The following is a 19962-nucleotide window of genomic DNA, read 5'->3' as shown; positions in this document are numbered from 1 at the left end:
TCCAGCAAGTGCCAATAGGCTTGTGGCCAGCACCCGCTGCAGGCTTCACCCATCAGGCCAGCGCCTCGCGTGGCTTGCCGAGCAGACGATCACAGACCACCGCGGCGGCCAGGGCGATCACCGAAGGCACCAGCCAGGCCAGGCCCTGCTCGCTCAGCGGCAAGTGCGCCACCGCGTCCGGCAGGATGTGCGCCAGGCTGCTGCCCTTGATCGCATCGACCATGCCGAACAGCAGCGAAACGAGCATGACCGGCGCGAGAATGCGTACCGGCGAGTTCCACAGGTCCTTCACGAAGCTCAGGCCCACGACCACGATGCATGGCGGGTAGATGGCGGTCAGCACCGGGATCGAGAACATGATCAGCTTGGTCAGGCCCAGGTTCGAGATCAGCAGCGAGAAGCCCGCCAGGATCACCACCAGGGCACGGTACGACAGCGGCAGGATCTGGCTGAAGTACTCGGCACAGGCACAGGTCAGCCCCACGGCAGTGACCAGGCAGGCCAGCGCGATCAGCACGGCCAGGAAACCACTGCCCAGCGAGCCGAAGGTGTGCTGCACGTAGGCATGCAGAACCGCAGCACCGTTGCTCGCGTTCGCAGCGATCTCATGGCTGCCGGCGCCGAGGCGGAACAGGCTGATGTACACCAGCGCCAGGCCGACACCGGCGATCAGGCCGGCGATGATGGCGTAGCGAGTGATCAGCTTGGGCGACTCCACACCGCGCGAACGGATGGCGTTGACGATGACGATGCCGAACACCAGGGCACCGAGGGTATCCATGGTCAGGTAGCCATTGATGAAGCCTTGGGAGAACGGAGCTGCGACGTAAGCCGGCTGCGCGTCACCAATCGAGCCCGCTGGCAGCGCGAAGGCAGCAATGCCGAGCACCGCCAGGGCGATGATCTTCAGCGGTGCCAGGAAGCGACCGACAGTGTCGAGCAGCTTGCCCGGATACATCGACACGGCCAGCACCACAGCGAAGTACACCAGGCTGTAGATGAACAGCGCCAGCGGGCTTTCACCGGTCAGTGGCGCCACACCCACCTCGAACGAAACGGTCGCGGTGCGCGGGGTAGCGAACAGCGGGCCGACCGAGAGGTAGCAGACTGCCGCCAACAGGCCGCCGAAGAACTTGCCGATCGGGCTGCTCAGGGCATCCATCCCGCCACCGACCTTCGCCAGGGCAACCACGGTAATGACTGGCAGACCCACAGCGGTGACCAGGAAGCCCAGCGCCGCCATCCATACGTGCGGGCCGGACTGCAGGCCAACGATAGGCGGGAAGATGATATTGCCCGCACCGACGAAAAGCGCGAACGTCATAAAGCCAAGCGCCAGGATATCCTGGCCTTTTAACACTTTCATTTAAGGAAGTACCACACTGCTGAAATCGGGATTCGAGAAGGGATTTCCACATGGATGAGGGAAATGCTGCCCGGCTTGATGAGCCAGACCCGTTTAGCGTGTCGTTCCCTTTTGGGGTACGGGCACAGAGTGAACGCGTAGGTTACAGAATTTGCCGGGCAAACGCACTGCAATGGTGCTGGTTGTCCGATGTGCGTATGTGTTTGTCGTCTGCGTGACCGAGGATGGCTGGATTATCCTCGGATTGAAACCATCGTCTGCTGGAAAAACCCTATGGGCCCGATCGAATAATCTGAGTTGTCATTTCCGGGCCCATCGCGGGACGACCCAGAACGACAAAGGCCACCCGAAGGTGGCCTTTGTGCGCGTGGGGGGTATAGCGTGTTACTTACTTCTTGGCTTCCCAGCCAGTCAGCTCGGCCAGGGCCTTGCCGATGTCAGCCAGGGAACGCACGGTCTTCACGCCAGCGTCCTGCAGTGCAGCGAATTTCTCGTCTGCAGTGCCTTTACCGCCGGAGATGATGGCGCCAGCGTGGCCCATACGCTTGCCCGCAGGAGCGGTAACACCAGCGATGTAGGAAACGACAGGCTTGGTGACGTTGGCCTTGATGTAGGCAGCAGCTTCTTCTTCAGCCGAACCGCCGATCTCACCGATCATGACGATCGCTTCGGTCTTCGGGTCTTCCTGGAACAGCTTCAGGATGTCGATGAAGTTGGAGCCTGGGATCGGGTCGCCGCCGATGCCGACGCAGGTCGATTGGCCGAAGCCGGCGTCGGTGGTCTGCTTGACCGCTTCGTAGGTCAGGGTGCCGGAACGGGAAACGATACCGACCTTGCCTGGCAAGTGGATGTGGCCTGGCATGATGCCGATCTTGCACTCGCCCGGAGTGATGACGCCTGGGCAGTTAGGGCCGATCAGGGTGACACCCAGCTCGTCGCACTTGACCTTGGCGTCCAGCATGTCGAGGGTAGGAATACCTTCGGTGATGCAGACGATCAGCTTGATGCCGCCGAAGGCCGCTTCCAGGATCGAGTCCTTGCAGAACGGAGCCGGAACGTAGATGACCGAAGCGTCAGCGCCGGTAGCTTCCACGGCTTCCTTGACGGTGTTGAACACCGGCAGGCCCAGGTGGGTGGTGCCACCCTTGCCTGGGGTGACGCCGCCGACCATCTTGGTGCCGTAGGCGATGGCTTGTTCGGAGTGGAAAGTACCCTGCGAGCCGGTGAAGCCCTGGCAGATGACTTTGGTGTCTTTATTGATCAGGACGCTCATTACTTGCCCTCCGCAGCTTTGACAACTTGTTGAGCAGCGTCGGTCAGGCTGGTTGCCGCAATGATGTTCAAACCGCTTTCTGCCAGTACTTTAGCGCCCAGTTCGGCGTTGTTGCCTTCGAGGCGGACAACGACCGGTACTTTCACGCCGACTTCTTTCACTGCACCGATGATGCCTTCGGCAATCATGTCGCAACGAACGATACCACCGAAGATGTTGACCAGAACGGCCGCGACATTGCTGTCGGACAGGATGATCTTGAACGCTTCGGTAACGCGTTCCTTGGTAGCACCACCACCAACGTCGAGGAAGTTGGCTGGCTTGCCGCCGTGCAGGTTGACGATGTCCATGGTACCCATGGCCAGACCGGCACCGTTGACCATGCAGCCGATGTTGCCTTCCAGCGCTACGTAGTTCAGTTCGAACTTGGCAGCGTGGGCTTCACGGGCGTCGTCCTGGGACGGGTCGTGGAAGGTCTTCAGCTTAGGCTGACGGTACATGGCGTTGGCGTCGATGTTGATCTTGGCATCGAGGCAGTGCAGGTCGCCGTCGGCCTTGATCACCAGCGGGTTCACTTCCAGCAGGGCCAGGTCATGGTCCTTGAACAGCTTGGCCAGACCTACGAAGATCTTGGCGAACTGTTGTACTTGCTTGCCTTCCAGGCCCAGCTGGAAAGCCAGCTCGCGACCCTGGAACGGCTGAGCGCCGACCAGCGGGTCGATGGTAGCCTTGAGGATCTTCTCAGGAGTTTCGTGAGCGACTTTCTCGATGTCCACGCCACCTTCGGTGGAAGCCATGAACACGATACGACGGCTCGAACGATCCACTACAGCGCCCAGGTACAGCTCTTTGGCGATGTCAGTGCAGGATTCGACCAGGATCTTGGAGACTGGTTGACCGTTGGCGTCAGTCTGGTAGGTCACCAGATTCTTGCCCAACCACTGCGCAGCGAACGCCTTGGCGTCTTCCTTGCTGCGAACCAGCTTGACGCCGCCCGCCTTACCGCGACCACCAGCGTGGACCTGGGCTTTTACAACCCACTCGGAACCGCCGATCTTGTCGCAGGCTTCTGCGGCTTGCTCAGGGGTATCGACAGCGAAACCCTTGGAAACTGGCAGGCCGTACTCAGCGAACAGCTGTTTACCCTGATACTCGTGAAGATTCATGCTTTTTACCGTCTTCGTTAGGTACTGCGCTTCGGCGCTGCGCTGTTTCCAGAGCCGCGCCACCTGTGACCGTTAACCCCGGATTTTTCCGGTGGCCCGGTCCGGCGGACATTCCGCGGTGGATCTTGCACGCAAGACCCACGACGGGCAGCCCGCCGTGGTTTTTATAATTAACGCTTCTTACGGTTGGCCACGTGAATGGCACCGCCATTCACAGCCAGCGCTGCTTCATGCAACGCTTCGGACAGGGTCGGATGGCTGAAGACCATCATGCCCAGGTCCTCGGCACTGGTGCCGAATTCCATTGCGATCGCGCCTTGCTGAACCAGCTCGGCAGCCGATGGGCCGATCACGTGAACACCCAGGACGCGGTCGGTCTTGGCATCGGCGATGACCTTGACGAAGCCACCGGTGTCGTTGGCAGCCATCGCACGGCCGCTGGCCGCGAACGGGAAGGTGCCCACGTTAACCTCAACGCCTTCGGCTTTCAATGCTTGTTCGGTCTTGCCGACCCAGGCGATTTCCGGGTGGGTGTAGATAACCGACGGGATCAGGTCGTAGTTCATCTGAGCCTTGTGGCCCTTGATGCGCTCGACGACCATGATGCCCTCTTCCGAGGCCTTGTGTGCCAGCATCATGCCGCGAACTACGTCGCCGATGGCGTAGACGCCCGGCACGCTGGTGGCGCAGTAGTCGTCGACGAAGATGTAGCCACGCTCGTCGATGTTCACACCGCTATCGGCAGCCAGCAGATCGGTGGTCACAGGACGACGGCCGACCGCAACGATCAGCTTGTCGAAGACGATCTTCTGCTCGCCTTCGGCGTTGGTGTAGGTCACTTCGACTTCGTCGCCGTTGACTTTCGAGCCGGTGACGCGCGCGCCCAGCTTGATGTCCAAGCCTTGCTTGGTCAGGGTCTTCTGAGCTTCTTTCGACACGGCGGTGTCGGCAGCCATCAGGAAGGTGTCCAGCGCTTCCAGCACGGTCACTTCAGCACCCAGGCGAGCCCAGACCGAGCCCAGCTCCAGGCCGATGACGCCAGCGCCGATCACGCCCAGGCGCTTGGGTACCGATTGGAATTCCAGGGCGCCGGTGGAGTCGACGATCACATTCTGGTCGACCGGAGCCGGCGGGATGTCGATCGGACGCGAGCCGGAGGCCAGGATCACGTTCTCGGCTTCGATGACTTCGGTGGTACCGTCAGCCTTGGTGACTTCGACTTTCTTGCCAGCCAGCAGCTTGCCGTGGCCCTGGATCGAAGTAACGCCGTTGGCCTTGAACAGGGTGGCAACGCCACCGGTCAGGTTCTTGACGATGCCAGCCTTGCGACCAACCATCGCGGCGACGTCCATCTTCACTTCGCCAGTGGAGATGCCGTGGACGTTGAAGCTCTCTTTTGCTTCCTTGTATTTCCAGGAGCTGTCCAGCAGCGCCTTGGAAGGAATGCAACCTACGTTCAGGCAGGTGCCGCCCAGGGCCAGCTTGCCCTCGGCGTCGGTGTACTTCTCGATACAGGCAGTCTTCAGACCAAGTTGGGCAGCCTTGATGGCAGCAACATAGCCGCCAGGACCCGCACCAATCACCACTACGTCGAATTTCTGGGTCATAAAAGATTCCTTATCAGCTTCAAGCTACAAGCCGCACGCGGCAAGGCGACCTGCTCCGGTCGGGAGCCTGTCGCCTGCAGCGTGCAGCTGCGTGATTAGATGTCCAGCAGCAGACGGGACGGATCTTCCAGCAGGTTCTTGATGGTCACCAGGAAGGTTACCGCTTCCTTGCCGTCGATCAGGCGGTGGTCATAGGACAGCGCCAGGTACATCATCGGGCGAATGACCACTTGGCCATTGATCGCCATCGGACGCTGGATGATGTTGTGCATACCCAGGATCGCGGCCTGCGGCGGGTTGACGATCGGGGTCGACATCATCGAACCGAAGGTACCACCGTTGGTGATGGTGAAGGTACCGCCGGTCATCTCTTCGATCGACAGCTTGCCGTCACGGGCCTTCTTGCCGAAGGTGGCGATGCCGTTCTCGATCTCGGCCAGCGACATCGACTCGGCATTGCGCAGCACCGGTACCACCAGGCCACGGTCGCTGGAGACGGCAACGCCGACGTCCGCGTAGCCATGGTAAACGATGTCGTTGCCATCGATCGAAGCGTTGACTGCCGGGAAGCGCTTCAGCGCCTCGGTGGCGGCCTTGACGAAGAACGACATGAAGCCCAGGCGTACGCCGTTGTGGGTCTTCTCGAACAGGTCCTTGTACTTCGAACGCAGGGCCATGACTTCGGTCATGTCGACTTCGTTGAAGGTAGTCAGCATGGCCATGCTCGACTGGGCTTCAACCAGACGCTCAGCGATCTTGGCGCGCAGACGGGTCATCGGCACACGCTTCTCGGTGCGATCGCCAGCAGCGACGACAACCGGAGCAGCGGCAGCGGCAGCCGGCTTGGCAGCAGGTGCGGCAGGGGCCGACTTCTTGTTGGCGACTGCAGCCACCACGTCTTCCTTGGTGATACGACCGCCTTTGCCTGTACCGGAAACGGTGGCCAGGTCGATACCGTTCTCTTCGGCCAGTTTGCGCGCGGCAGGCGCGGCAACCGGGTCGTCCTCACCTGCATCGGCGGCGGCGGCCGGAGCGGCAGCCGGAGCAGCGGCAGCAGCAGGCGCAGCAGCAGCGGCGCCACCTTCAACGATCGAACCCAGGACTTCGTCGGACAGGACGGTGTCGCCCTCGCCCTTGACGATGTCGCCCAGCACGCCATCAGCGGTGGCCAGAACTTCCAGGACGACCTTGTCGGTCTCGATGTCGACGATCAGCTCGTCACGCTTGACGGCTTCGCCCGGCTTCTTGTGCCAGGTGGCAACGGTGCCATCGGCAACCGATTCCGGGAAGGTTGGGGCTTTGATCTCGATAGCCATTATCAGTGTTTCCTTAAATTCGGTTTCAGGTGCGCGAAGGCGTTAGACAGTGAACGCGTCTTGCAGCAGTTTTTCCTGCTGCTCGGCGTGCTTCGATGCGTAACCACAGGCTGGCGCGGCAGAAGCGTCGCGACCGGCGTATTCCAGGACCAGCGCCTTGTTGTGGCGGCCCAGGATACGGCGCATGTGATGCTGGCTGCTGTACCAGGCACCCTGGTTCATCGGCTCTTCCTGACACCACACTGCATGCTTGAGGTTGGTGTAAGGCGCCAGGATCTCGACCAGGTCGTCCTCAGGGAACGGATACAGCTGCTCGATACGCACGATGGCGATGTCTTCGCGGCCTTCGGCACGACGTTTTTCCAGCAGGTCGTAGTAGACCTTGCCGCTGCACAGCACCAGGCGCTCGACCTTGGCCGGATCGATGGCATCGATTTCCGGGATCACTGTCTGGAACGAGCCTTCTGCCAGATCTTCCAGCGTCGAGATGGCCAGCTTGTGGCGCAGCAGCGACTTTGGCGTCAGCACGATCAGCGGCTTGCGCAGCGGGCGGATGACCTGACGACGCAGCAGGTGGTAGATCTGCGCCGGCGTGGTCGGCACGCACACCTGGATGTTGTGCTCGGCGCACAGCTGCAGGTAACGCTCCAGACGGGCCGAGGAGTGCTCGGGGCCCTGGCCTTCGTAGCCGTGCGGCAGCAGCATGGTCAGGCCGCACAGACGACCCCACTTGTGCTCGCCGCTGGTGATGAACTGGTCGATCACCACCTGCGCACCGTTGGCGAAGTCACCGAACTGGGCTTCCCAGATCACCAGCGCATTCGGCGTGGTGGTGGAGTAGCCGTATTCGAAGGCCAGTACGGCTTCTTCCGACAGGTAGGAGTCGTACAGTTCGAACTTCGGCTGGCCTGGGAACAGGTTCTTCAGCGGAACGTAGGTGCTGGCGTCCTTCTGGTTGTGCAGCACCGCGTGACGGTGCGAGAAGGTGCCACGGCCGATGTCCTGGCCGGTCATGCGGATCGGGTGACCTTCGAACTGCAGGGTGGCGTAGGCCATGGTCTCTGCATAACCCCAGTTGATCGGCAAGCCACCGGCCTGCATCTTCTGACGGTCTTCGTAGATCTTGGCGACCTGGCGCTGGACGACGAAACCTTCTGGCAGCTCGAGCAGCTTGGCCGACAGTTCCTGAAGGGTCTTGAGGTCGAAGCGCGTGTCGTGACGCGCAGTCCAGGCATGGCCCAGGTACGGACGCCAGTCGACGAACAGCTCGCGATTCGGCTCCTTGACCAGACTCTTGACCACGTGCAGGCCGTTGTCCAGCGCGTTGCGGTATTCGTCGATCTTGGCCTGGGCGCGCTCGGCGTCGATGCGACCGGCTTGAATCAGCGCGTCGGCGTACAGCTCACGGGTGGTGCGCTGCTTGGTGATCTGCTGGTACATCAGCGGCTGGGTGCCGTTCGGTTCGTCGGCCTCGTTGTGGCCGCGACGACGGTAGCAGACCAGGTCGATCACCACGTCACGCTTGAACTGCATGCGGTAGTCGATGGCCAGTTGTGTCACGAACAGCACCGCTTCCGGATCGTCGCCGTTCACGTGCAGGATCGGCGCCTGGATCATCTTGGCCACGTCGGTGGCGTACTCGGTGGAGCGCGCGTCCAGCGGGTTGCTGATGGTGAAGCCGACCTGGTTGTTGATCACGATGTGCACGGTACCGCCGGTCTTGAAACCGCGGGTCTGCGACATCTGGAAGGTTTCCATGACCACGCCCTGGCCTGCGAAGGCCGCGTCGCCGTGGATCGAGATCGGCAGGACCTTGTCGCCAACGGTGTCGTTGCGGCGGTCCTGGCGGGCACGAACCGAACCCTCTACCACTGGCGAGACGATTTCCAGGTGGGACGGGTTGAACGCCATTGCCAGGTGGACTTCACCACCAGGGGTCATGACGTTGCTGGAGAAGCCCTGGTGATACTTCACGTCACCGGAGCCCAGCTCGTTCATCTTCTTGCCTTCGAACTCGTCGAACAGCTCGCGCGGGTTCTTGCCGAAGGTGTTGACGAGCACGTTCAGACGGCCACGGTGGGCCATGCCGATCACGACTTCCTTGGTGCCGTAGGAGCCGGAACGCTGAATCATTTCGTCCAGCATCGGAATCAGGCTTTCGCCGCCTTCCAGACCGAAGCGCTTGGTACCCGGATACTTGGTGCCCAGGTATTTTTCCAGGCCTTCGCCCGCGGTAACGCGCTCGAGCAGGTGAGTCTGCACGTCAACGGAGAAGTCAGGACGGCCACGAACGCTTTCGAGGCGCTGCTGGAACCAGCTGCGTTGCTCGGAATCGACGATGTGGGTGAACTCGGCGCCAATGGTGCGACAATATGTCTTCTGCAGCGCCTCGAAGATTTCGCGTAGGCTCGCTTCCTCTTTGCCGATGAACAGGTCGCCGGCACGGAAGGTCGTATCAAGGTCGGCATTGGTCAAGCCGTAGTGATTGATCGACAGGTCTACGGGCGCAGGGCGCTGCCACAACCCCAACGGGTCGAGCTGGGCAGCCTGATGGCCGCGCATACGATAGGCCTGGATCAGTCGCAGCACTTCAACCTGCTTCTTCTCGTGTTCACTGCTCACGCTCCCGGCGGAAACCGGTTGGGCGCGGCGCTGGTTCTTTGCCAGCAGTACGAAATGGTCGCGGATCGTAGAGTGCGATACGTCGGTAGCGGTGCTGCCGTCGGCGGGCAACTTCTGGAAGTAGGTGCGCCACTCTTCTGGCACAGCGTTAGGGTCGTGCAGGTAGAGCTCGTAGAGCTCTTCCACATATGCAGCGTTACCACCTGAAAGGTGGGCGCTTTCCCACATGCGCTGCATCACGCTTTCTTGCATGCTTGGTCACCCTCGGTTAGGGGACGGATCGGCAAGAGCCACGCAAACCTGGAAAAGTCCGAACACAGCGACTAACCACGCCACCTGGATCCTGCAGATTTTCCGGGTACCAGCCCGGAAGCCCCTGCTGGTCTCATATCTTCATAGGTAATGAGCGCGGGCTTTTTGGGCCCTTGCTCGGGTTTTACCTCGGCGCGGGCTCACCACCCGCGCTTCGGCTTACTGCTGGTGCAACATTTTCGAATCAGGTGCCGCTTTGCAGCAGCATGTTACGTACGTGGCCGATCGCCTTGGTCGGGTTCAGACCCTTCGGGCAGACGTTCACGCAGTTCATGATCCCGCGGCAGCGGAATACGCTGAACGGGTCATCCAGCGACGCCAGACGCTCTTGCGTCTTGGTGTCACGGCTGTCGGCCAGGAAACGATAGGCCTGCAGCAACGCGGCGGGGCCCAGGAACTTGTCCGGGTTCCACCAGAACGATGGGCAGGAGGTCGAGCAGCAAGCGCACAGGATGCACTCGTACAGACCGTCCAGCTTGTCGCGATCTTCCGGCGACTGCAGACGCTCGATGGCCGGAGCCGGGGTGTCGTTCTGCAGGAATGGCTTCACCTTCTCGTACTGCTTGTAGAAGATGCTCATATCGACGACCAGGTCACGAATGACTGGCAAACCTGGCAGCGGACGCAGGACCAGCTTGTTGCCCTTGACCACACCCGACAGCGGGGTGATGCAGGCCAGGCCGTTCTTGCCGTTCATGTTCATGCCATCGGAACCGCAAACGCCTTCACGGCAGGAGCGACGGTACGAGAAGCCCTCGTCCTTCTCCTTGATCAGTGCCAGTACGTCCAGCACCATCAGGTCCTTGCCACCGGTATCGACGTCGAACGACTCCATCTTGGGCGCCGAGTCGGTGTCCGGGTTGTAACGATAAACTTCGACTTTCAACATAGCGGCCACCCTTAGTAAGTCCGGACTTTTGGTTCGAAGGCTGGAACTGTCTTCGGCGCAAAGTTGACGCCACGCTTGGCGACGCGCTTCTCACCCGGGTAGTACAGGGTGTGGCACAGCCAGTTCTCGTCGTCACGGTCTTCGAAGTCTTCACGGGCGTGAGCGCCGCGGGACTCTTTACGGGCTTCGGCTGCGATGGCGGTCGCTTCGGCAACTTCCAGCAGGTTCTGCAGCTCCAGCGCTTCGATACGCGCGGTGTTGAAGGCCTGGGACTTGTCGTTGATCTTGACGTTGGCAATGCGGTCACGCAGGCCGGCCAGCTGCTCGATACCCTTCTGCATGTATTCGCCAGTACGGAATACACCGAAGTAGTTCTGCATGCAGCTCTGCAGCTCGCGCTTGAGGCTTGCAACGTCTTCGCCAGTGGTACGCTCGTTGAGCTTGTTCAGGCGGTTCAGGGCAACGTCGACATCGGTGTCGCTCGCGTCGCGGTACTCGACGCCGTCGCTCAGTGCTTTTTCCAGGTGCAGGCCGGCAGCGCGACCGAAGACCACCAGGTCGAGCAACGAGTTGCCGCCCAGGCGGTTGGCACCGTGAACCGATACGCACGCCACTTCACCCACAGCGAACAGGCCTGGGATGATTTGATCCTTGCCTTCGGCGTCCATGGTGATGGCCTGGCCATGAATGTTGGTGGCAACGCCGCCCATCATGTAGTGGCAGGTCGGTACGACCGGAACCGGCGCGACCACCGGGTCGACGTGGGCGAAGGTCTTGGACAGTTCGCAGATACCTGGCAGGCGGCTGTGCAGCACTTCCTCGCCCAGGTGGTCCAGCTTCAGCAGTACGTGGTCCTTGTTCGGGCCCACGCCGTTGCCGGCGATGATTTCCTTGACCATGGAACGGGCGACCACGTCGCGGCCAGCCAGGTCCTTCGCGTTCGGCGCGTAACGCTCCATGAAGCGCTCGCCGTGGGCGTTGATCAGGTAGCCACCCTCACCGCGGCAACCCTCGGTGACCAGTACACCGGCGCCGGCGATGCCGGTGGGGTGGAACTGCCACATCTCGATGTCCTGTACCGGTACGCCTGCACGCAGGGCCATGCCGATACCGTCACCGGTGTTGATCAGGGCGTTGGTCGTGGAAGCGTAGATACGGCCCGCACCGCCAGTGGCCAGAACGGTGGCCTTGGACTTGATGTACATGGTTTCGCCGGTTTCGATGCAGATCGCGATCACACCGACGAAAGCGCCGTCCTGGTTCTTGACCAGGTCAACGGCGTAGTACTCGTTGAGGAAGGTGGTGCCCGCCTTCAGGTTGCCCTGATAGAGGGTGTGCAGCAGGGCGTGGCCGGTACGGTCGGACGCGGCGCAAGTACGCGCGGCCTGGCCGCCCTTGCCGAAGTCCTTGGACTGGCCACCGAACGGACGCTGGTAGATACGGCCGGTTTCGGTACGCGAGAACGGCAGGCCCATGTGGTCCAGCTCGAAGACCGCAGCCGGGCCTTCCTGACACATGTATTCGATAGCGTCCTGGTCACCGATGTAGTCGGAACCCTTGACGGTATCGTACATGTGCCAGCGCCAGTCGTCGTTCGGGTCGGCCGAAGCGATGGCGCAGGTGATGCCGCCCTGGGCGGAAACGGTGTGCGAACGGGTCGGGAACACCTTGGTGACTACTGCGGTCTTGTGGCCGCCTTGAGCCAGCTGCAGTGCGGCGCGCATGCCCGCACCGCCGCCACCGATGATGATGGCGTCGAAGGAAATGGTTGGAATGTTAGCCATGAATCAGATACCCCAGAGAATCTGCACACCCCAGACGAAGTAAGCGAACATCGCAACGCCGCATACCGCCTGGAACAGGAAACGAATCGCAGTCGCCGACTTGCCGAACGACATCGGTGTCAGGTAGTCGGTGGCGATGGTCCACATGCCGACCCAGGCGTGAGCGCCCAGTGCGACAAGTGCCAGCAGACTGAAGATCCGCATCGCGTTGTTGGAGAACAGAGCGTGCCACTGGGCATAGTCGATGCCCGGGTGGATCGCGAGGTAGCCGATCAGGAAGATGAAGTAAGCCGCGAGAACGACCGCCGAGACGCGCTGCGCCATCCAGTCATAGAGGCCCGAACGCGACAGGTTCGTGACATTAGTTACCATACCCAAACTCCCGCCAGAACGATCAGCACCACGGAGATGACGATCACGATTTTCGAGCCCAGCTTGCCGCCTTCCAGCGTCTCACCGACACCCATGTCCATGATCAGGTGGCGAACACCTGCGACGAGGTGATACAGCAGGCCGGACAGCAGGCCCCAGGTCACCAGTTTGGCCAGCGGACTGGTCAGACACGCCTTCACCTCGGCAAAGCCTTCCTCGGAACCCAGCGACTTGCCCAATGCGTACAGCATGATGGCAAGGCCGAGGAACAGGATGACGCCGGAAATACGGTGAAGAATGGACGTGTACGCGGTGATCGGGAGTTTGATGGTCCTTAGGTCTAGGTTTACAGGTCGTTGGCTTTTCACGGCTTTTTTCACACTGAAGAGCCCCTAGCGAACAGGGCAAAGTTGTTGGTAAGTGTACTGGTCAGGTACCCACCACCGAAGAGAACACGACACCCAGCAGGGCGGGCTGGAAAGCCCCTGGGAGTCGGCTGCCGAGTATAGACAGTTAGGCTGCTTATGACAACGTGAGGGGCTCGCCCGAATAGCGCATTGCCTTTAGCGAACAAAAGGCGTAAATGGGCGGCAATTTCGTGAAAATCATGGGCTTGGAGGGTGTTTCAACCAGCCTTTAGGCAAATTGACATTCGAATTTATCCCTCTATAGTGGTGCGGGCCCTGCGTGGGGGGTCTGTCTGATGATTTCAAGCATTAATAGGAGGCCACATGGCTGACAAAAAAGCGCAGTTGGTCATCGAGGGCGCAGCCCCCGTAGAGCTGCCCATTTTAACCGGCACCGTTGGTCCCGATGTTATCGACGTCCGCGGGTTGGGGGCATCCGGTCACTTCACCTTCGACCCTGGTTTCATGGCGACCGCCTCGTGCGAGTCGAAGATCACCTACATCGACGGCGACAAGGGCGTGCTGCTGCACCGCGGCTACCCGATCGAACAGCTCGCCGAGCAATCGGACTACCTGGAAACCTGCTATCTGCTGCTCAACGGCGAACTGCCGAACGCAGAGCAGAAAGCCCAGTTCGTCAGCACCGTGAAGAACCACACCATGGTCCACGAGCAGCTGAAGTCCTTCTTCAACGGCTTCCGCCGCGACGCCCACCCGATGGCCGTCATGTGTGGCGTGGTCGGCGCCCTGTCGGCGTTCTATCACGACTCGCTGGACATCAATAACCCGCAGCACCGCGAAATCTCCGCCGTGCGCCTGGTCGCGAAGATGCCGACGCTGGCAGCGATGGTGTACAAGTACTCCATGGGCCAGCCCATGATGTACCCGCGCAACGACCTGTCGTACGCAGAAAACTTCCTGCACATGATGTTCAACACCCCGTGCGAGATCAAACCGATCAGCCCGGTGCTGGCCAAGGCGATGGACCGGATCTTCATCCTCCATGCCGACCACGAACAGAACGCCTCCACCTCCACCGTGCGCCTGGCCGGCTCCTCGGGTGCCAACCCGTTCGCCTGTATCGCCGCCGGTATCGCTGCACTGTGGGGCCCTGCCCACGGCGGCGCGAACGAAGCGGTCCTGACCATGCTCGATGAAATCGGCGATGTCTCGAACATCGACAAGTTCATCGCCAAGGCCAAGGACAAGAACGATCCGTTCAAGCTGATGGGCTTCGGTCACCGCGTCTACAAGAACCGCGACCCGCGCGCCACCGTGATGAAGCAGACCTGCGACGAAGTCCTGCGCGAGCTGGGCATCAAGGACGACCCGCAGCTGGAACTGGCGATGCGCCTGGAAGAGATCGCCCTGACCGATCCTTACTTCATCGAGCGCTCGCTGTACCCGAACGTCGACTTCTACTCGGGGATCATCCTCAAGGCGATCGGCATTCCAACCAGCATGTTCACCGTGATCTTCGCCCTGGCACGTACCGTGGGCTGGATCTCGCACTGGAAGGAAATGCTCTCCGGCCCATACAAGATTGGCCGTCCGCGCCAGCTGTACACCGGCGAGCCGCAGCGCGACATCACCGCACTGAAAGACCGCAAGTAAGCCGCCCAGGCTGAACGCAAAAAGGCTGCCCTCCGGCAGCCTTTTTCATTGGGCCATTAGACGAAAGAACCTCAGTTCTTCTCGGCCCGCTCACGCAAGCCCTTCAGCGTATTGAACGGCGCATCCACCACGAACTTGTTGGCCAACCACGAAGGCACGCTACCACCCGGCTCGGTGTGCACCTGATAGGTCACCTCGGTACTGTCGCCCTTGGGCACCAGCTTCCAGAAGCCCTCGACCTGCGCCACGCGCACGAAGCCCTTTTCCTCCGGCAGGTACTTCGGCTCACCCTCGAGCTTGCGGGTAAGGCTGCCATCAGCCTCCTGCACCGTGGTGACATGCAGGATCGAATCGCGCGGCGTCACGGGCCATGGCGTATTGAACTGGGTGTAGGTCCAGCTCTGGTCACCTTCATGCTTGAGCAGCTTCTGCGACTTGCACTCATGCACCCAGGCGCAGGCACCGGCCACATCCTCCTGCAGCGCCTTGACCTTGGCCAGTGGCGCCTTGATCAAGGTCACCCCGCGATAGGCCTTGTACTTGGAGCCCGCCACCTCGCTGAGGGACACCTTGATACCCTCCTCGTCCTTGGCCACCTGCCAATTCTCAGCCCAGGCCGTCGGCGCCAGCAAGACACCCATGCCACACAGCAGTACAACGCGCTTGATCGATCTCATCATCTTGTTCCTTTTGTCGAAGATCCAAACGTCACGCCGCCGTCATCTGCTCCAGCCAGCCAATGATCCTGATCGCATCGTCGCGATCGCTACCGCAGACATCCACCTCCGCCTTGAACCCGCCACAGACCTTTGGCCGTTCGGGCTTGCCGAACAAGGCGCAAAGATTGTCCACGGACAGGTGCAGGCAACGCTCGCCCGCCGGCTTGCCCTGGGGCATGCCAGGGATCGGCGAACTGATGGACGGGGCAATGCAGCAGGCACCGCAGCCCTCACGGCATTTCATGACAACTGGACTCCCTGGAGCTGAACGGGACGGACATCCCTGGATACTAACCGCTCAAACATATGTTTGAAATTACCGAGCCGATGAAATCCGAAGTGACTCGGTAGTCAGTTGCGAAATTCGAAATCGATGGCAGCACCCTCGACATCACGGCGACTGTCGTTGCGCAACTGCAGCTGCATCTCGTTGCTGATCAGCCGGCCATTGAGCTGGAACGGGCTGTCATCGGATGCGGGTTTGTCGGGGAACATCGACGGCAGCAAGGGCTTGCGCGTCAACGGGGCATTGCCGATATCCGGCTTGAGGTTCTTAACCATCTCGCTCGGCAGGCTGAGATCGAGCTTGGGATTGGGCAGTGGCTTGCTGACCGGCTTGCTCTTTGGCTTAGGCTTGCTTGCCGGCTTGCTGGCCGCCTTCGCCGGGGTTTTTACCGCTTGCTTGGCGGTCTTGCCCTGGGACACTTCGCTCTTTGCATGCGTCTGCGCAGCCTGCACAGATGCCCCCGGCAACCAGGACAGCGCAAGACACAGCATCAGGGCAGTAGGGCGAAACGCATTCATGGGCATCAAGAGCATGGCATAAAAATGCTTATGCTCCCTGTTCCCTGCCCTTATGACAAGCTACAAAATCGAGACAGCAGACTCTCGACACAATTGTTGGGCCAGCAACCCCAAGGTCATCACCGCCCGCTCTGCCTCCTTGCTCCAGGGAATCCCGCAATTGAGGCGGATGCAGTGATTGAATTGCTCGGTGTTGCTGAAGATCAGGCCAGGCGCGATGCTGATGCCCTGCTCCAGCGCCCGCACATGCAGCTCCTGAGTATTGACTCGCCCCGGCAGGCTGACCCAGAGAATGAACCCACCCGTCGGCCGAGTCATCTGCGTGCCTTCCGGGAAGTGCTGCTGCACCGCCAGCTGATAGGCGCTGAGGTTCTTGCGGTACTCCTGACGGATGAAGCGCAGGTGACGGTCGTAGCCGCCGTTCTCGAGATAGGCCGCCACGCCCATCTGGGTGACACTGCAGGCCGAATGCGTGGTGAAGGTCTGCAGGCGCTGGATTTCGTCCTGGTAGCGCCCAGGAATCATCCAGCCGACGCGCACCCCTGGCGACAGCGTCTTGGAGAAACTCGAACAGTAAATCACCCGATCCAGCCGGTCGAACGCCTTCAGCGCCTTGGTTCGCCCCTGCTCGAACATCAGCTCGCCATAGATATCGTCCTCGACGATCTGGATATCGAAGTCTGACGCCAGGCGCAGCAACTGTTTCTGCCGCTCTTCCGGAATGGTCCCGCCCAGAGGGTTGCTCAGGCGCGCCGTCAGCACCAGGGCCTTGATCGACCATTGGTTGGCGGCCAGTTGCAGCGCCTCGAGGCTGATGCCGGTGGACGGGTCGCTGGGGATCTCGATCACCTTCAGACCCAGCAGGTCCGCCAACTGCAGAAGCCCATAGTAGGTCGGTGACTCTGCGGCGATCAGGTCGCCAGGACGCGTCAACACGCGCAGCGCCATCTGCAGGGCGTCGACACAGCCATGGGTGACGATCACCTCGCGCGGGTCGACCAGCACGCCAGCGTCACGCATGCGAATGGCGATCTGCCGACGCAGCGGCTCGAACCCCGGGCTGAACATGTAGCTGAAGGCACGCGGGCTGTGGAACCGCGTCACCTTGGCGATCTGCTGGTGCAGCGCTCGAACCGGCAAGTAGTCCACATGCGGAACAGCAGCCCCGAAAGGGAAAACACCATCGCGGCGTGCTTCAGTGAGCACTTGCTGGATGATACTGGCACGGGTAACCAACCCGGGGCGTTCGACCCGGGCGATATCCGGGGTCTGCGCGGTCAGGGCGGGTGTCTGGTGGACATAGTAGCCAGACTGCGGACGGGCGCGAATCAGGCCCTGATCCTCGAGGTTGGCGTAGGCCTGCAGCACCGTGGCATGGCTGACATTGAGCTGGGCGCTCATCTTGCGCACGGAAGGCACCCGCTCGCCTGGCTGGTAGACACCGCGACGGATGTCATCGGCCAGTTGCTGGGCAATGCGCTGGTACAACAGCAGGTTGGTCATGGTGATTCTCGAAGCGCGGACGGGTTCGTTGTTCTTGTACGACTCACAGTCGAGACAGAATACCGTAACAGTTGCAAAGTGTACTGGGACAGTTCCGAGAATAGTCGACATTACACTTGCTTGACAGCGGCGAACAGACGAACCGTCAGCACGGGTGCCAGGCAGCACCCGAACAGCCCTCAGCGCGGCGGCGCGAGCTTGCCCTTCTCATCGGAGAACACGATCTCCACACGGCGGTTCTGCGCCCTGCCCCGCTCCGAGGCGTTGACCTCGACCGGGTACTGGTCGCCATACCCCTGGACCTCGATGCGTTTCTCGTCGATGCCCAGGTCGACCAGCATGTCAGCCACCGACTGCGCGCGGTCACGGGACAGCTTCAGGTTGTCTTCAGCCGCCCCGGTGCTGTCGGTGTAGCCCTCGATTCGTACCACGCGGCGCGGATTGAGCTGCAGGAACTGCACCAGCTTGAGCACCGTGCGACTGGCGGAGTTCTTGAGTTCCGCTTCGCCGGTATCGAACAGCACGTCCCCAAGCGTCATCACCAGGCCGCGGTCGGCCTGCTCCGATGCCAGTGCGGCGATCTGCGATTCGACCCACTTGCCCTGCTGCTGCACGCTGGCCAGCTTCGCTTCACGCAGCGCCAGTTGCAGACGTTGGCGCTCCAGGTCGAGCTTGGCCAGGCGTTCCTGGTTCAGTGCCAGATTGGCATGCTCGCGGGCGATCTCGCTGTAGCGCTGGCTGAGGTAGGCATAGTGGCGTACGTCAGTGCCGCTACCGACATAACTGGCCAGGCGCTCTGCTCGCGCCAGCGACTCACCTGCACGGATCACATCACGCGGCGCACTGCGCAGCACGTCGGAGTTGTCCTTGACCTTCTGGAACGCAGCCGTGGCATCGTCCAGCGCCGACTCGCTGCGCTGGCTCGCGCAACCCTGCAGGCCGACGGCCAACGCCAGCACGACCAAGGCGGCGCCGGGCTTGAATGTACGGCTCATGGCTGTACCTCCAGCTGCTTGCGCAGGCGCTTGATCCGCGACTCGGTCACCTTCAACTGCTCTTCGCTTTTCTGGGTCAACACCTGAGCCTCGGCCAGGCGCGCATCCAGCTCGGCCTGCTCGGCGCGCATGCGCGCATCACGAAAATCTTCGCTGGCCATGTTGGTCTTGGCCCGAGCGAACTTGTCTTCGGCCAGCTTGAACGCCTCGACCTGCTCAGTCGCGCCGACAGCCTTGGCCTGCTCCAGCGCCTGCTCGGACAGGCGCATCTGCTCATGAGGAGCCGGATCGTTGGCACAACCGGCCAGGGCTGCAAAAGCCAGGACCAGGATCAGTGGTTGGGTTCTCACGCATTCTTCCTACTGTTTGGGGGCGTCCCCGGTCATCTGCATCTGCGCTTTCCAGCGCTCCACATTCCGCTGCAGCACCGACTCGGAGGCGCCAGAGATCGGCAATTCTGTCAGCTTTTTAGCCAGTTGCCCACGCAGCCAGGCATCGTTACAGGCCGAATTGTGCGACACGGCCAGGTACAGCCCCGGACGATCCACTGGCAGGCCGCGCGCGACAAGGTCGTTGCTCATGCCCAGGCTCTGGGTCATGGCCATCCCCGAATAGCGCCCCGCCAATACGTAATCGACCTGCCCCAGCACCAGCTTCTGGAAGGCCTGGGTAAGATTCTGCGCAGGCACCAGCTTAAGCTGGGACTTGGCGAACGCTTCGAACGCCGGGGTCAGCCGGGCCTTCTCCGAAAGGCTGCCCTGATAGCGGGCCAGATCCGCCGGACCGTCGAAATCCAGTGCGGAGTCGTGGCGGGTCCAGACCAGGTACTCGTTGAGCTGCAGGGGTGGATGGATGTAGTCCAGCGCAGTCAACTGACCGACTTGCATCGGCGTATCCAGCAACAGGTCCATCCGCCCGCTGCGCACCTCTTCCAGCGCCTGCTCGCGGCGCCCGGCATGCAGCACCTCGACCCGCACCCCCAACTCGTCCGCCACCTGACGCAGCAGGTCGACGTTGGCACCGATCAGGTGCCGAGAGTCTTTCGGGTCCTGCCAGGAGTACGGCGGTGCATCCGGGCTGCCGGTGGCCACCAGCTTTTCACATTTGCCGGCGGCCATCGCCTGCGAGGATGCCAAGGCCACCATGCAGGCCAGCAACCGACCCGTTCTGCCAAACGCCATTACCCTACTCCTTGCCAGCCATGCAAAAAAAA

Annotated in this window: 18 protein-coding genes; 1 reads left to right on the top strand and 17 read right to left on the bottom strand. The window is 61.3% G+C overall.

The window, feature by feature from the left end; translation table 11 throughout:
* Positions 1-52: 52 nt before the first annotated feature.
* From brnQ to sdhC, 10 genes are all read right to left on the bottom strand, one after another.
* On the bottom strand, positions 53-1366 hold the full coding sequence (gene brnQ / locus HU729_RS01425; RefSeq protein ID WP_054894250.1) for a branched-chain amino acid transport system II carrier protein: 1314 nt from the start codon (positions 1364-1366) through the stop codon (positions 53-55).
* 388 nt (positions 1367-1754) lie between these two features.
* The gene (gene sucD, locus HU729_RS01420; protein ID WP_016393102.1) at positions 1755-2639 is read right to left on the bottom strand and encodes a succinate--CoA ligase subunit alpha; all 885 of its coding nucleotides are present in this window, start codon (positions 2637-2639) and stop codon (positions 1755-1757) included.
* A complete protein-coding gene (sucC, locus tag HU729_RS01415) occupies positions 2639-3805 on the bottom strand; it encodes an ADP-forming succinate--CoA ligase subunit beta (protein ID WP_011534748.1) in 1167 nt (388 codons plus the stop codon). The genes sucD and sucC overlap by 1 nt, the downstream gene beginning before the upstream one ends.
* Positions 3806-3975: 170 nt before the next feature.
* Positions 3976-5412: a dihydrolipoyl dehydrogenase gene (gene lpdA, locus HU729_RS01410; RefSeq protein ID WP_054894251.1), complete on the bottom strand. Its 1437-nt coding sequence runs from the start codon at positions 5410-5412 to the stop codon at positions 3976-3978.
* A 95-nt stretch (positions 5413-5507) separates the two neighbouring features.
* Positions 5508-6728 (bottom strand): 2-oxoglutarate dehydrogenase complex dihydrolipoyllysine-residue succinyltransferase, encoded by a 1221-nt coding sequence (gene odhB / locus HU729_RS01405; protein ID WP_186666231.1) that lies wholly within the window; start codon positions 6726-6728, stop codon positions 5508-5510.
* A 42-nt stretch (positions 6729-6770) separates the two neighbouring features.
* Positions 6771-9602 carry a 2-oxoglutarate dehydrogenase E1 component gene (locus tag HU729_RS01400; RefSeq protein ID WP_186666232.1) on the bottom strand — a complete coding sequence of 944 codons (2832 nt, stop codon included), beginning with the start codon at positions 9600-9602 and terminating at the stop codon, positions 6771-6773.
* Positions 9603-9846: 244 nt separating this feature from the next.
* Positions 9847-10551, bottom strand: coding sequence for a succinate dehydrogenase iron-sulfur subunit (locus HU729_RS01395; protein ID WP_012315348.1), 705 nt, complete (start codon positions 10549-10551; stop codon positions 9847-9849).
* A gap of 11 nt (positions 10552-10562) precedes the next feature.
* Complete coding sequence (gene sdhA, locus HU729_RS01390) at positions 10563-12335, bottom strand: succinate dehydrogenase flavoprotein subunit (RefSeq protein ID WP_054894254.1); 1773 nt, start codon at positions 12333-12335, stop codon at positions 10563-10565.
* Positions 12336-12338: 3 nt separating this feature from the next.
* Positions 12339-12707 carry a succinate dehydrogenase, hydrophobic membrane anchor protein gene (sdhD, locus tag HU729_RS01385; RefSeq protein ID WP_054894255.1) on the bottom strand — a complete coding sequence of 123 codons (369 nt, stop codon included), beginning with the start codon at positions 12705-12707 and terminating at the stop codon, positions 12339-12341.
* Complete coding sequence (sdhC, locus tag HU729_RS01380; RefSeq protein WP_023628897.1) at positions 12701-13087, bottom strand: succinate dehydrogenase, cytochrome b556 subunit; 387 nt, start codon at positions 13085-13087, stop codon at positions 12701-12703. Before sdhC ends, sdhD begins: the two co-directional genes overlap by 7 nt.
* Positions 13088-13438: 351 nt before the next feature.
* On the opposite strand from sdhC, the gene gltA reads away from it, so the two are divergent.
* Positions 13439-14728, top strand: a complete 1290-nt coding sequence (gene gltA, locus HU729_RS01375) for a citrate synthase (RefSeq protein WP_054894257.1) — start codon at positions 13439-13441, stop codon at positions 14726-14728.
* A 71-nt stretch (positions 14729-14799) separates the two neighbouring features.
* On the opposite strand, the gene HU729_RS01370 is transcribed toward gltA, so the two are convergent.
* The 7 genes from HU729_RS01370 to HU729_RS01340 all read right to left on the bottom strand — a co-directional run bounded on the left by HU729_RS01370 (position 14800) and on the right by HU729_RS01340 (position 19930).
* Positions 14800-15405, bottom strand: a complete 606-nt coding sequence (locus tag HU729_RS01370; RefSeq protein WP_186707979.1) for an START domain-containing protein — start codon at positions 15403-15405, stop codon at positions 14800-14802.
* A gap of 31 nt (positions 15406-15436) precedes the next feature.
* A complete protein-coding gene (locus HU729_RS01365) occupies positions 15437-15691 on the bottom strand; it encodes a YkgJ family cysteine cluster protein (protein WP_186666234.1) in 255 nt (84 codons plus the stop codon).
* Positions 15692-15798: 107 nt separating this feature from the next.
* Entirely contained in the window at positions 15799-16251 is a 453-nt protein-coding gene (locus HU729_RS01360) for a hypothetical protein (protein ID WP_186666666.1), read from the bottom strand.
* Positions 16252-16311: 60 nt separating this feature from the next.
* Positions 16312-17754 carry a PLP-dependent aminotransferase family protein gene (locus HU729_RS01355; RefSeq protein ID WP_186666236.1) on the bottom strand — a complete coding sequence of 481 codons (1443 nt, stop codon included), beginning with the start codon at positions 17752-17754 and terminating at the stop codon, positions 16312-16314.
* 179 nt (positions 17755-17933) lie between these two features.
* Positions 17934-18749, bottom strand: a complete 816-nt coding sequence (locus HU729_RS01350) for an OmpA family protein (RefSeq protein ID WP_186707977.1) — start codon at positions 18747-18749, stop codon at positions 17934-17936.
* Complete coding sequence (locus HU729_RS01345) at positions 18746-19099, bottom strand: DUF4398 domain-containing protein (RefSeq protein ID WP_065864902.1); 354 nt, start codon at positions 19097-19099, stop codon at positions 18746-18748. Before HU729_RS01345 ends, HU729_RS01350 begins: the two co-directional genes overlap by 4 nt.
* A 9-nt stretch (positions 19100-19108) precedes the next feature.
* A complete protein-coding gene (locus HU729_RS01340) occupies positions 19109-19930 on the bottom strand; it encodes a transporter substrate-binding domain-containing protein (protein ID WP_186707975.1) in 822 nt (273 codons plus the stop codon).
* Positions 19931-19962 lie beyond the last annotated feature (32 nt).

Source organism: Pseudomonas sp. RW10S2 (assembly GCF_014268985.1).
Classification (GTDB): Bacteria; Pseudomonadota; Gammaproteobacteria; order Pseudomonadales; family Pseudomonadaceae; genus Aquipseudomonas; species Aquipseudomonas wayambapalatensis.
The sequence above is the reverse complement of the archived record's forward strand: the minus strand, read 5'-3'. Positions and strand labels throughout refer to the sequence as shown.

Coding starts and splice junctions, on each gene's coding strand:
- HU729_RS01395 (WP_012315348.1), bottom strand. CDS start 10,551: ATGTTGAAAGTCGAAGTTTATCGTTACAACCCGGACACCGACTCGGCG.
- HU729_RS01370 (WP_186707979.1), bottom strand. CDS start 15,405: ATGAGATCGATCAAGCGCGTTGTACTGCTGTGTGGCATGGGTGTCTTG.
- HU729_RS01360 (WP_186666666.1), bottom strand. CDS start 16,251: ATGAATGCGTTTCGCCCTACTGCCCTGATGCTGTGTCTTGCGCTGTCC.
- lpdA (WP_054894251.1), bottom strand. CDS start 5,412: ATGACCCAGAAATTCGACGTAGTGGTGATTGGTGCGGGTCCTGGCGGC.
- HU729_RS01340 (WP_186707975.1), bottom strand. CDS start 19,930: ATGGCGTTTGGCAGAACGGGTCGGTTGCTGGCCTGCATGGTGGCCTTG.
- brnQ (WP_054894250.1), bottom strand. CDS start 1,366: ATGAAAGTGTTAAAAGGCCAGGATATCCTGGCGCTTGGCTTTATGACG.
- HU729_RS01350 (WP_186707977.1), bottom strand. CDS start 18,749: ATGAGCCGTACATTCAAGCCCGGCGCCGCCTTGGTCGTGCTGGCGTTG.
- sdhA (WP_054894254.1), bottom strand. CDS start 12,335: ATGGCTAACATTCCAACCATTTCCTTCGACGCCATCATCATCGGTGGC.
- sdhD (WP_054894255.1), bottom strand. CDS start 12,707: ATGGTAACTAATGTCACGAACCTGTCGCGTTCGGGCCTCTATGACTGG.
- sucD (WP_016393102.1), bottom strand. CDS start 2,639: ATGAGCGTCCTGATCAATAAAGACACCAAAGTCATCTGCCAGGGCTTC.
- HU729_RS01365 (WP_186666234.1), bottom strand. CDS start 15,691: ATGAAATGCCGTGAGGGCTGCGGTGCCTGCTGCATTGCCCCGTCCATC.
- sucC (WP_011534748.1), bottom strand. CDS start 3,805: ATGAATCTTCACGAGTATCAGGGTAAACAGCTGTTCGCTGAGTACGGC.
- gltA (WP_054894257.1), top strand. CDS start 13,439: ATGGCTGACAAAAAAGCGCAGTTGGTCATCGAGGGCGCAGCCCCCGTA.
- odhB (WP_186666231.1), bottom strand. CDS start 6,728: ATGGCTATCGAGATCAAAGCCCCAACCTTCCCGGAATCGGTTGCCGAT.
- HU729_RS01355 (WP_186666236.1), bottom strand. CDS start 17,754: ATGACCAACCTGCTGTTGTACCAGCGCATTGCCCAGCAACTGGCCGAT.
- HU729_RS01400 (WP_186666232.1), bottom strand. CDS start 9,602: ATGCAAGAAAGCGTGATGCAGCGCATGTGGGAAAGCGCCCACCTTTCA.